General features: G+C 74.3%; 9 protein-coding genes. 2 read left to right on the top strand and 7 right to left on the bottom strand.

Annotated features, from left to right (window positions below; all coding sequences use genetic code 11):
• Positions 1–26: 26 nt before the first annotated feature.
• The 3 genes from BZL64_RS35265 to BZL64_RS35275 form a co-directional block, all read right to left on the bottom strand.
• Positions 27–1,025, bottom strand: coding sequence for an FAD binding domain-containing protein (locus BZL64_RS35265; RefSeq protein ID WP_086773130.1), 999 nt, complete (start codon positions 1,023–1,025; stop codon positions 27–29).
• The gene (locus BZL64_RS35270) at positions 1,022–1,582 is read right to left on the bottom strand and encodes a (2Fe-2S)-binding protein (protein ID WP_086773131.1); all 561 of its coding nucleotides are present in this window, start codon (positions 1,580–1,582) and stop codon (positions 1,022–1,024) included. The genes BZL64_RS35265 and BZL64_RS35270 overlap by 4 nt, the downstream gene beginning before the upstream one ends.
• 110 nt (positions 1,583–1,692) lie before the next feature.
• A complete protein-coding gene (locus BZL64_RS35275) occupies positions 1,693–2,856 on the bottom strand; it encodes a hypothetical protein (protein WP_244205706.1) in 1,164 nt (387 codons plus the stop codon).
• Positions 2,857–3,499: 643 nt separating this feature from the next.
• On the opposite strand from BZL64_RS35275, the gene BZL64_RS35280 reads away from it, so the two are divergent.
• The gene (locus BZL64_RS35280) at positions 3,500–4,015 is read left to right on the top strand and encodes a roadblock/LC7 domain-containing protein (RefSeq protein ID WP_086773132.1); all 516 of its coding nucleotides are present in this window, start codon (positions 3,500–3,502) and stop codon (positions 4,013–4,015) included.
• Positions 4,016–4,047: 32 nt separating this feature from the next.
• Here BZL64_RS35280 and BZL64_RS35285 read toward each other — a convergent pair whose 3' ends face one another.
• Positions 4,048–4,581: a hypothetical protein gene (locus BZL64_RS35285; RefSeq protein ID WP_244205704.1), complete on the bottom strand. Its 534-nt coding sequence runs from the start codon at positions 4,579–4,581 to the stop codon at positions 4,048–4,050.
• Between the two features lie 277 nt (positions 4,582–4,858).
• Between BZL64_RS35285 and BZL64_RS35290 the strand changes: the two genes are divergently transcribed.
• A complete protein-coding gene (locus tag BZL64_RS35290; protein WP_086773133.1) occupies positions 4,859–6,481 on the top strand; it encodes a serine/threonine-protein kinase in 1,623 nt (540 codons plus the stop codon).
• Positions 6,482–6,617: 136 nt separating this feature from the next.
• Here the strand turns inward: BZL64_RS35290 and BZL64_RS35295 are convergent, their stop codons facing one another.
• The 3 genes from BZL64_RS35295 to BZL64_RS35305 all read right to left on the bottom strand — a co-directional run.
• Entirely contained in the window at positions 6,618–7,982 is a 1,365-nt protein-coding gene (locus BZL64_RS35295) for an FAD-dependent oxidoreductase (protein ID WP_086773134.1), read from the bottom strand.
• A 213-nt stretch (positions 7,983–8,195) separates the two neighbouring features.
• Positions 8,196–10,889 carry a SpoIIE family protein phosphatase gene (locus BZL64_RS35300; protein WP_208639587.1) on the bottom strand — a complete coding sequence of 898 codons (2,694 nt, stop codon included), beginning with the start codon at positions 10,887–10,889 and terminating at the stop codon, positions 8,196–8,198.
• 192 nt (positions 10,890–11,081) lie between these two features.
• A partial coding sequence (locus tag BZL64_RS35305) for a lipoprotein (protein WP_341868850.1) occupies positions 11,082–11,734 on the bottom strand: 653 nt, incomplete at its 5' end.

Consider the following 11,734-nt stretch of genomic DNA (forward strand, 5'->3'; position numbering starts at 1 on the left):
GGCGCCGGCGCCCGTGGCGGGGGACCTCATGACGCGTCCTCCCCGTCGCGTACCAGCCGTGCGAGGACGTCGACGGCGAGGTTTCGCGCCAGAGGCACCTTGTAGGCGTTGTCGCGCAGCGGCCTGGCCCGCTCCAGTTCGAGACCGACGGCCCGCTCGCAGGCGACCTCGGTCGGGGCGACCCCCAGCAGCGCCTCCTCGGCCCGCCGGGCCCGCCAGGGCCGGTGCGCCAGCCCGCCGAACGCGATCCCGGCGTGCGCGACCACACCGTCCGTCACCTTCAGCGCCACGGCGACGGAGGCCAGCGCGAACGCGTACGAGGCCCGGTCGCGGGCCTTGCGGTACGCGGAGGGCACCCCGGCCGTGGCGGCCGGCAGCAGGACGGCGGTCACCAGCTCACCCGGCTCGACCACCGTGTCCCGCTCCGGGTGGTCCCCCGGCAGCCGGTGGAACTCGGCGGCGGGCACCCGCCGTACGCCCGCGAGGCCGTACAGCTCGACCTGGGCGTCCAGCGCGGCCAGGGCGACCGCCATGTCCGAGGGGTGGGTGGCCACGCAGTGCTCGGAGTGGCCGAGCACCGCGTGGTCGCGGTGGATCCCGGCCAGGGCGCCGCAGCCGCTTCCGGGCTCCCGCTTGTTGCACGGCTTGGTCACGTCCTGGAAGTACGGGCAGCGGGTGCGCTGGAGCAGGTTCCCGCCGGTCGTCGCGGCGTTGCGCAACTGGCCGGAGGCACCGGCGAGCAGCGCCTGCGAGAGAGCGGGGTAGCGCTCGCGGACCCGCGGATGCGCCGCGAGGTCACTGTTGCGGACCAGCGCCCCGACCCGCAGCGAACCGTCCGGCAGCTCCGTCACCCCGTCCATGGGAAGACGGGTGAGGTCGATGAGGGCGGTCGGCTCCTCCACGCCGAGCTTCATCAGGTCGACGAGATTGGTGCCGCCGCCCAGATAGCGGGCGCCGGGGTGGGAGGCGTAGGCGTCGGCCGCCTCGGCGAGACTGCCGGCCCGTACGTAGGCGAAGGGCTTCACCGGATCACGTCCTCGACCGCGTCGACGATGCGGGGATACGCCCCGCAGCGGCACAGGTTGCCGCTGAGCCGCTCGCGGATCTCGTCCCGGTCGAGCGGCACCGGCCCGGCGAGCGCCCGCCCGTCGGTGACCCGCGAGGGGTGGCCGGCCTCCGCCTCGGCGAGGGCGCCGACCGCGGAACAGATCTGGCCCGGGGTGCAGTAGCCGCACTGGAAGGCGTCGCGTTCCAGGAAGGCCCGCTGGAGCGGGTGGAGCTCCTCGCCGTCCCCCGACAGCCCCTCGACGGTCGTGACGTCGCAGCCGTCGGCGGCGACCGCGAGCAGCAGACAGCTGTTGACCCGCCGCCCGTCGACCAGGACCGTGCAGGCGCCGCACTGCCCGTGGTCGCAGCCCTTCTTGGCGCCGGTCAGGTCCAGATCCTCGCGCAGGAGGTCCAGCAGCACCCGGCGGTGGTCCACGGTCAGGGTGTGCGGCTTGCCGTTGACCCGCAGGGTCGTCGCGGAGCGGTGGGAAGGCGGTGCGCCGGCGCGGTGCGCGGGTTCGTGCTCGCTGCCCATGTCGTGGATCCCTTCGGCAGAGCCGTCGTGCCGTGGGGACCGCGTATCCAGCGGACGGCACTCGACACGTCCCGAGCGGGAGGAACCGGGCGGCGCCGGGCGCACCCCGGTCACCTCTCGGCGGCCGTGCCCCCCTCGCCGTCCGCGGGCCCGGCGACCGGGACGCCGCGGGTGTCGCGCTCCCGCAGGCCCTTCGCCGTCCCCCGCAAGCGTTCCAGGGTCCGGCCCAGCTGCTGGAACGGCGAACCGGCCGGCTTGGCGGCCGGCCGCGGAAGCCCACCCGACTCGACGGCCGCCTCCCGGTAGGCGGCCAGCGCCTCGTGGGCCTGCTCGGCGGCCTCCCGGTACAGGTCCCGGGACTCCGTCATCGCCTCCAGGGCCTCCCGGTACATGGCCGCGAGCCGGCGCTCACGGGCCAGCTCCTCCTCCAGCGTCAGCAGCCGCCACTCCTCCCGCAGCGCGGTCAGCGCTGCCTCGCCGCCGTCCGGCAACGGCTTGGGCAGGGCGGCGAACCGGGTCACCGCGTCCAGCAGCTCGGTGGGGTGCGTACCGTCCAGGAACACACTGCGCACCGAGAAGCCGGCCGCCTCGTACCCGGCCGGGACGGGCGACCCCGGCAGCACCACCGCGCCGCCGCGGGGCAGCTCCACGTCGAACTCGCGCAGCGCCCAGTTCGCGGTGCGCAGCTGGTGCGGCGCCACCCGGTGCTCCACGACCCGGTGATGCAGCCCGGCGGACAGCAGCGGGATCAGGGAACGGCGGCCCCGCTCGTCGGGCGTCATGGCCTCGTGCACCACCACGTCGATGGTCCAGGTGTCCCGCTGGGCGGCGCGCAGCACCCGCCGCAGTTCCTTGTCGTCCACCGGGAGCGGACTGATGTCGAGGTAACGTCCGCCGGCCACCGTCTCGTGGCCCCACAGGCCGTCCGCGTCCCAGGGCCAGAACATCGCCGCCGGCGAGGGCCAGCGCTGGTCCCAGGGCCGCTCCGCCTCCGCGACCAGCGTCCACTCCTGACCGGGACCCGACCACTCGCCGAGCGTCAGACGGGCCCGCACGGTGACGTCCTCGGGCACCTGCCAGCGGGCTTCGAAGACCAGTTCCCCCTCGGCGGTCTCGGTGTCGGGAAGCTCCAGGAAGTCGTGGAGCGTCCCCTTCTCCTTGAGTGACCGGAGGTTCTTGCGCAGGACGTCCGGCGCGGCGGGCCCGGTGTGGCGGCCACGGGTCAGCCACACGGTGGAGGGCGTCGGGGCCGGGACGGTCGGGGAGGTGAGCATGAGTCCCTTCGTGAGGAGCGGGGCGACGGGGACTGTCAGTATCGCCGTCGCGGCGGGTGGGTGATCGGGCGGGGTCGGCACATACCAGGTCGTGGTGCGCATTCCCACCCGCGGCGTGCGTCACGCGTGGGACGGGCACCTGACCGGCGGCCCTCGCGCCGTACCCGCCCGCGGGGTCGGCGCGGGCGGACGGGAGAGCACCCCGGCCGACCGACCGTACGCAGGACCATGAGCCGGGGAAACCGGATCTCACAGGACGGACGGCTCCTCCCAGGGCGCCGGCACCCGGTGCCCGCCGTGTCCCGTGCGCGGGCCGCACACGGGGTGTGCGGCGTTCACCACCGGACGCGGGCGCGCACCCGTGGTCCCGGTCGCCGCGGGCCCCGACAATCGACCCCGGCGGACAGGGCTCGCCCACCATCCGCGTCGGGGCGGGCCCTGTCCCCGTGCCCGGAACGCCCGCCGCGCCCGCTCCCCTGAGCCGCGGCGCACGTTCCAGAGGAAAATGCCAAAGCCGTCACCCAGGGCCGCCACTTTCCGTAACCTCGGGATCACGCTCTCGGTGCTGCCCCGCGACCAGGCCCCGCCGGACCGGTGTCCGCCGCGCCGTCGACACGCGCCGCAAGGCGAAAGGAGACTGGTCATGGCCGTCGAGGCCGAGGTCCTGAACGAACTGCACCGGCTGCGCACGCGCATGCCCCGGCTGACGGGGGCGCTGGCGGCCAGCGTCGACGGTTTCGTCCTCGCGCAGGACACGCCCGGCGTCCAGCCGGAAGGGCTCGCGGCCCTCACCGCGGCAGCCCTCGGCGTGGGCCACCGCATGGTGGACCTCACCGCGTCCGGCGAGTTCTGCGAACTCCTCGTGCGCGCGGCCGGGGGCTACGTCGCCACGTACGCGGCCGGTCCCTCCGCCATTCTCACCCTGCTCGCCGACGACCGTGCCAACGTCGGCCGCCTGCACCTCGAAGGCCGGCGCAGCGGCGCCCACATCGCCGCTCTGATAGGGGCCCGGCCCGCACCCGGCCCGGCGTCACCGGTCCCGGCGTACCCGGCGGTTCCCCCTGTCCCGCCGGTACCCGGGAACCGGCCCCTGAGCGCCCTGCCGCTGCGCATCCCGCAGCAGTACAGACCTCAGCGTGGCTCGGAGTACGGCGGCTGAACCGGCGACGGCCGTCCGCGCCCCGGGTCCGCTCACGTCCCGCCCCCCTCCGCACGCCCCCGGCGCCGCTGCACGACGACCCGTTCCGCGTCGCCGGCGTTCGCCGCGGGCGTGCCGGGTGCGCTGAACCCGCCGGGCACCAGCCGCGCGGGTGCCACGGCCGGGACGGCCGGCGAGCGGACTGCCGCCGGGCGCGGTCCGGCCGGACCGGGACCGCCGGCGCCGGCCGGTGGCCGCGTCGCGCGGCCGATGATCCGGGTGTGCGGCATCAACGCGGCGCAGGCGGAGCAGACTTCACTGAGCGTCCATACCTGGCCCACGGCGGGATCGTGCCGCAGCACCAGCAGGACCGCGCCCGCGCAGGAGACGCGCGTGTCCTCGTGCGCCGCGCACCGCTCGTGCCGGCACCAGCAGGCGGCGTCGTACCGTACGGTCGCCGCTCTGGCGTGTGCGGCGGCATGGGCTTCGGCGAAGCGGCGCAGGGCCGCGAGGTCGCGCGAGCGCGGCGGCATCGCGCACGCGGAGGAGCAGGTGACCGACGCGGTGCGGTCCCGGCGCCCGACCACGCGAATGGTCCAGGAACGGCCGGGACGGCGGGCTGACGGTGCCTCAGGGAACGTTTGAGCCAAGACCACATGTCCTTCGTGGGATGCGGACGGGGGGAAGGGGCACTCCGGTCCGACAGCCGGCACGGCCCGCCGGAAGTGACCTCACCCGCAGCATGCCCGTGGCCCCGCGACCCCATTCGCGCCGCGCCCCGTACGGCAGGTGCACGGGAGGTCACACCGGGGCACGAGCGGGCGCGCTCTACGCCAAAGACCGACCGGTCTAAGCTCCCTCTCCATGAGCACAGGGGGATCCGACAGACGTGTCGTCGACGGCCGGTTCGAACTGGTCGGGCGGCTCGGCGGCGGGGGCATGGGCGTCGTGTGGCGGGCGCGCGACCTGGCGCTGCACCGCGACGTCGCCGTCAAGGAAGTACGGCCGCCCGACCCGGACCTCGCCGAGTACGACCCCGAGGGCGCCCGCCTGCTGCGCGAGCGCGTCCTGCGGGAGGCCCGCGCGCTGGCCCGCGTCCATCACCCCCATGTCGTCACCATCCACCACATCGTCGACGGCGGCGACGCCACGTATCCGTGGATCGTGATGGAACTGGTGGAGGGCGGCTCGCTCCAGGACCGCCTGGACCGGGGCACCTTGACCCCCGCCGAGGCCGCACGCCTGGGCCGGGACCTGCTGTCGGCGCTGCGCGCCGCGCACGCCGTCGGCATCGAGCACCGCGACGTCAAACCGGCCAACGTCCTGCTGCGCCCCGACGGCCGGCCCGTGCTCACCGACTTCGGCATCGCCGCCGTCCGCGAGTCCGTCGGCCTCACCGCCACCGGGGCCGTCATCGGCTCACCCGACTTCATGGCCCCGGAGCGCGTCAGCGGCAAGGACGGCGGCCCGGCCGCCGACCTGTGGTCCCTGGCGATGCTGCTGTACGTCGCCGTCGAGGGCCATCACCCGCTGCGCCGAGGCAGCACGCTCGCCACACTGGCCGCCGTGCTCGGCGAGGACGTGCCCGCGCCCCGGCGGGCCGGACCGCTGACCCCCCTGCTCACCTCGCTGCTCGTGCGGGACCCGCAGGGCCGCCCCGACGCCGGACAGATCGACCAGATGCTCGCCGATCTCACCGGTGGACCTGCTCCCCGTACGGACGCGGACACCCCGGCCGACGGCGCGCGGACCTCCTACCCGCTCGCACCCCCCGTTCCGGCGACGGGCCCCACCCCGGCCCACGTCACGGCGGCCACCGGACCGCGCCGGCCGCGCCGGGCCCGTACGGCGGCCCTCGCCGCCGCGGCGGCGGCGCTCACCGGCGTGCTCGTGTGGACGCTGCTCCCGGACGGGAGCGGCCAGAAGGACGGCACGGCCGCGCCACGCGGCACGGCGTCCGGGTCCACCGGGACGGCGGCCTCCGCCGACGCGTCCCCCAGCGCCTCACCCGTGGACACCACCGACGACCCCGTCGACCTCCTCAGCGCGGACGGCCTGCGCAAGGCCGTGGCGAAGCTGACCGACGCGATGGGCGGCTCGAAGGTCGACAGCCTGGCCGTGTACGGGGAGTACGCCATCGCCACCGGCCCCGTCCCCGGCCGCCCGAAACTGTACGACCGCTACATCTACCGGGGCGCGGACGTGGCCGTGAAGTTCGGGCCCGGCGGCACCGTCTCGCCGGGCACGGTCCCCGTCGACATGAACGACTTCGCCTGGGACGCCGTGCCCGCGCTGCTCACCAAGGCCGCCCGCACCCTCGGCATCCCGGACCCGACGACCCGTTACCTGCTCGTCAGCCCGGCCTCCACGACCCTCGACAGCGACCCGACGATGAGCGTCTACCTCTCCGACGAGTACGGCAGCGCCTACCTGAAGGCCAACGCCCGCGGCGAGGTCATCGACACCTACCCGCGCGACGACGGCTGATCCCTCACACGGGCGCCACCCGTCCTGCGACGGGCGGCGCCTGTGCCCGTGCGGCCCGCCGCCAAGCCGGAAGGGCCCGCGGACGGCGGTCCGCGGGCCCTTCCCGACAGCGGTTGCCCGCCGCCTCAGCGGCAGGTCACGCGCCGCTCTCGCGGAGCATGTCCTCGCGCTCGACGAGCTTCACGCGCTCGCGGCCCTGCGGCTCGCCCAGCGCCTTCTCCGCGGCGTCCAGCTTGTACCAGCCCTCCCAGGTGGTGAAGCGGACGTCCCGCTCGGCGAGGAACGCGTCCACCGCCTCGGGAGCGGGCGAGGACGGCGTGTGCAGAGCGCCGGCCGCGAAGTCGGCCAGCAGGTTCGACACCGTCTCGTTGGCGTCGCCCTTGGTGTGGCCGATCAGACCGACCGGGCCGCGCCGGATCCAGCCGGTGACGTACGTCGACTGGAGGTGCGCGCCGCTCTCCTCGATGACCCGCCCGCCCTCGTCCGGGACCGTGCCCGAGTCGAGGTCCCAGGGCAGCTTCGGCAGCTTCTCGGACAGGTAGCCGACGGCGCGGTAGACGGCCGTGACGTCCCAGTCCTTGAACTCGCCGGTGCCCTTGACGTTGCCGGTGCCGTCGAGGGCGGTGCGCTCGGTGCGCAGGCCCACGACCCTGCCGTCCTCGCCGAGGATCTCCGAGGGCGACTCGAAGAAGTGCAGGAACAATTTGTGCGGACGGTCGCCGGCATCGCGGATCGCCCAGTTCTCCAGGGTCTTGGCGACCATGTCGGCCTGCTTGTTGCCGCGCCGGGTGGCGATCGAGCCCTCGTCGTAGTCGATGTCCTCGGGGTCGACGATGACCTCGATGTTGGGGGAGTGGTCCAGCTCCCGCAGCTCCATCGGGGAGAACTTCGCCTGGGCGGGGCCGCGGCGCCCGAAGACATGGACCTCCAGCGCCTTGTTGGCCTTGAGGCCCTCGTGGACGTTCGGAGGGATCTCCGTCGGCAGCAGTTCGTCGGCCGTCTTGGCGAGGATGCGGGCCACGTCCAGGGCCACGTTGCCGACGCCGAGGACGGCGACCTTCTCCGCCTCCAGGGGCCAGGTGCGCGGCACGTCCGGGTGACCGTCGTACCAGGACACGAAGTCGGCGGCGCCGTAGGAGCCGTCGAGTTCGATGCCCGGGATCGACATCTCGCGGTCGGCCATGGCGCCGGTCGAGAAGATCACGGCGTCGTAGAAGGCGCGCAGGTCGTCCAGGTTCAGGTCGGCCGGGTAGTCGACGTTGCCGAAGAGACGGATCTGCGGCTTGTCGAGGACCTGGTGCAGGGCGGTGATGATGCCCTTGATCCGGGGGTGGTCGGGGGCGACGCCGTACCGGATCAGACCGAACGGGGCCGGCATGCGCTCGAAGAGGTCGATGGAGACACCGGGCTCGGTGGCCACATCCGACTTGAGCAGCGCGTCGGCGGCGTAGATCCCGGCGGGGCCGGCTCCGACGATGGCTACCCGCAGGGGGCGGGGCATGATCAGGTTCCCTTCGAGCGGCGACAGATCGACTCGGGGGAAGCCTAAACTAAGGCAAACCTTACCCGGTACGCGGGTCCGGTCTATGAGCACATAAGCGTCATTTATGAGTCGCGGAGGGCTGGGCGCGGGCTCGATGCGGGCCCGATGCCTGCTCGGTGCGGGCTTCTCGCGGCACCTCGGCAGGTCCCGCGCGATCTTTCCGGACCGCGCTCAGGGCAGCGACTGCTCCGCCCAGATCACCTTGCCCGTCGGCGTGTAGCGGGTGCCCCACCGGTCCGTGAGCTGGGCGACCAGGAACAGCCCACGCCCGCCCTCGTCCGTCATGGCCGCGTACCGCAGATGCGGCGAGGTGTTGCTGCTGTCGGAGACCTCGCAGATCAGCGTGCGGTCCCGCAGCAGACGCACCCGGACGGGCGGGCTGCCGTACCGGATCGCGTTGGTGACCAGCTCACTGAGGATCAGCTCCGTCGTGAACGACAGGTCCTCCAGGTCCCAGCGCGCCAGTTGCCGGGCCACCGCCGCCCGCACCTCGCCGACGGCGGCCGGGTCCACCGGCACCTCCCACTCGGCGACCCGGTCCGTGCCGAGCGCCCTGGTGCGGGCCACGATCAGGGCGATGTCGTCGTTCGGGCGGGCCGGCAGCAGCGACTCCAGGACCACCCGACAGGTCTCCTCGGGCGAGCCGTCACCGCGGCCGAGCGCGGTGCGCAGCCGTTCCAGGCCGGTGTCGATGTCCTGCTTGCGGTCCTCCACCAGTCCGTCGGTGTACAGCACCAGCCGGCTGCCCTCGGCCAGCTCCACCTCGGCCGTCTCGAACGGCAGCCCGCCGAGCCCCAGCGGCAGCCCCGCCGGCACCTCCAGGAACTCCACCCGCCCGTCGGGATGGACCAGCGCGGGCGGCGGATGGCCGGCGCGGGCCACGGCGCACCGCCGGGACACCGGGTCGTAGATGGCGTACAGACAGGTCGCTCCCGCCACCGGGGCGCTGGTGCCGTCGGCCGTCTCGTCCTGGTCGATGCGGCTGACCATCTCGTCGAGCAGCACGAGAAGTTCCTCCGGCGGCAGGTCCAGGGCGGAGAAGTTGTGGACGGCGGTGCGCAGCCGCCCCATGGTGGCCGCGGCGTGCAGCCCGTGCCCGACGACGTCCCCGACGACCAGCGCGACGCGGGCCCCCGACAGCGGCAGTACGTCGAACCAGTCGCCGCCGACGCCCGCCTGCGCGGGCAGATAGCGGTAGGCGATGTCCAGGGCGCCCTGCTCGGGCAGCGTGCGCGGCAGCAGGCTCCGCTGGAGGGTGACGGCCATGCCGTGCTCACGGGTGAAGCGGCGCGCGTTGTCGATGGAGACCGCGGCCCGCGCCACAAGTTCCTCCGCGAGGGCCACCTCCTCCGGGTCGAAGGGCTGGGGCCGCTCCGAACGCCAGAAGCTGACCACACCCAGCACCAGGGCCCCGGCCCGCACGGGCACGGTGATCAGCGAGTGGATCCCGAACTCCACCACCTGCTCGGTCCGCTCCAGGTCCTGCGCCCGCCAGCCCGGCGACTCGGCGAGCCTGGCCTCCAGGACGGGCCGGCCCTGGGCCAGGCTGCGGGACTGCGGGGACGACTCCACGAACGTGATTTGCTCGCCCACCGCGTACAGCGGCGCGCCCTTGCGGATCGCGCTCAGCGCGGTGCGCCGCAGGGCGCCCCTCGCCTCCGGTTCCTCGCCCGCCAGCACCGCGTCGAAGAGGTCGACGCAGGCGAAGTCCGCGAACCGGGGCACGGCCAGCTCCGCCAGTTCCTCGGCGGTCCGCGTCACGTCCAGGCTCGTCCCGATGCCCACTCCGGCCGCGTACAGCATGTCCAGGCGCTCGCGCGCCGCCTCCGCCCGGCCGGACAGGGCGCGCAGCTCGGTCGAGTCACGCAGGGTGGCGACGCTGCCGGCCGGCCCGCCCGCCAGGTCGGTGGGCCGCTGGTTGATGGCCAGGAGCCGATCCCCGACCAGGTGCACCTCGTCCGTCGCCATCCGCCCGGAGGCGAGCAACTCGGCGGTGTCGGCGTCCAGGCCCAGGTCGAACACCTTGCGGACCTCGGCGTCCGGCGGCAGGTCCAGCAGCCGGTGCGCCTCGTCGTTGGCGAGGAGCAGCTCGCCCTCGCCGCCGACGATGATGACCCCTTCGCGCACGGCGTGCAGGACCGCGTCGTGATGCTCGTACATCCGGGTCATCTCGTGCGGGCCCAGGCCGTGCGTCTGGCGCAGCAGGCGGCGGCTGACCAGTGCCGTGCCCGCGGTGGCCAGGAGGAGGGCCGCCACCGTCGTGCTCAGCACCAGCGGCAGCTGGCGGTTGGCGTTCCCGCCGACGCGCTCGGTGGTGATGCCCGCCGACACGAGTCCGGCGACCCGGCCGTCGGGGTCCTTCACGGGCACCACGGCCTGCACGAGCCGCCCGATGGTGCCGTCGACCTCCTCGACGACCGTCCCGCCGGCCTGAGCCGGGGCCAGCGTGCCGACGAACTGCTTGCCGATCCGGTCCGGCTTGGGGTGGGTGTAGCGGATGCCGTCGGTGTTCATGACGACGATGAAGTCGACGTCCGACGCCTCGCGGGCGGCCTCCGCGCGCGGCTGGAGCACGGCCGTCGGATCGGGGCTGCTCAGCGCCGCCGGCATCCCCGGCGAGTTCGCGAAGGTCTCCGCGACGGCGAGGGAGCGGTTGCGGGCCTCCTGGGTGGTGTCGTGACGTGCCTGGAGCACCAGGGCGACGACCGCCGCCACGCCGAGCAGCAGGACGACGACCGCTTGCAGGACGAACACCTGCGCGGCGAGGCTGCGCCCGCCGAGCGTGGTCTCGGGCGTGCGCCGCACCAGCGGGCCCCGGGGACGACGGGCCGGCCGGGTACCCGATCGTCCCAGGAGTCGGACCATGTGCCATGTCTACACTGCCGGGCCCTGTCAGGCGAGGGGCGTTACGCGGTGTGATGGACCCCGGCGCCCCGGACGGCACCGTCGCCGGACGGCCCTCGGCGGCGGTCGCGGTGAGGCCGGGCCCCGGCCCCTTCCGGCAGCTTCGTGACCCGCGTACGTCCGTCGGGGTGGCCCGACCGCGGCCGGGCTCGGTCAGGAGGTCGCCTTCAGCGTGCTCTTGGCCAGCTCGAAGGCGGGCAGCATGGCCTCGTGCTCCTCGGTGTCCATGCCCCCGAGGTGGATGACGACCGGGCCGTCGGGTGTGCTCACGGCGAGGGCGCGCTCCTTCTTCGTCTCCTCCAGCAGCGCGCTCGTCGTCGTGTACTCCACCTCGGTACCGGAGAAGGAGCCGGACGTGAAGGCGCGGTACTTCTCCCCGCTCGCCGTCTCCTCGGCGCCCACGAAGCCCTCGAGCACGGTGCGGGCGTCCGCGTCGCCCGGCTCGCCCGTCCACACCCGAAGGAAGCCGAGCTTTCCGGCCGGCTTGGCGTCGATCTCGCAGACCATGGTGACCGGTCCCTGCCGCAGCAGGTCGACGAGCGCGTCGCCGATGGCGTCGGCCGCCGCGTCGCCGGTGTCGGTCTTCCGGTCGGACGCGTCGACGGCCTCCGCCTCCCAGAACTCGGCCATGTCGAAGGTGACGGGAAGCTCACAGGCGGAACCGGCGGCCCCGATGCGCTCCCCGCGCGCCGCGACCTCGGCGGTGGCCGACGCCTTGCCACCGGCCGAACCCGGGTCGTCCCCCGACTCCCCGCACCCCGCCGCCATCCCCGTCAGCAAGACCGCCGCCGCAAGCCCCCGCCAGC

Origin of the sequence: Streptomyces bobili (assembly GCF_002154575.1) — a bacterium.
GTDB classification, from domain to species: Bacteria; Actinomycetota; Actinomycetes; order Streptomycetales; family Streptomycetaceae; genus Streptomyces; species Streptomyces bobili.

Excerpts from the sequence above, each read along its gene's own strand:
- BZL64_RS35270 (WP_086773131.1), bottom strand. The coding sequence starts at position 1,582 with ATGGGCAGCGAGCACGAACCCGCGCACCGCGCCGGCGCACCGCCTTCC.
- BZL64_RS35275 (WP_244205706.1), bottom strand. The coding sequence starts at position 2,856 with ATGCTCACCTCCCCGACCGTCCCGGCCCCGACGCCCTCCACCGTGTGG.
- BZL64_RS35280 (WP_086773132.1), top strand. The coding sequence starts at position 3,500 with ATGGCCGTCGAGGCCGAGGTCCTGAACGAACTGCACCGGCTGCGCACG.
- BZL64_RS35290 (WP_086773133.1), top strand. The coding sequence starts at position 4,859 with ATGAGCACAGGGGGATCCGACAGACGTGTCGTCGACGGCCGGTTCGAA.
- BZL64_RS35295 (WP_086773134.1), bottom strand. The coding sequence starts at position 7,982 with ATGCCCCGCCCCCTGCGGGTAGCCATCGTCGGAGCCGGCCCCGCCGGG.
- BZL64_RS35300 (WP_208639587.1), bottom strand. The coding sequence starts at position 10,889 with ATGGTCCGACTCCTGGGACGATCGGGTACCCGGCCGGCCCGTCGTCCC.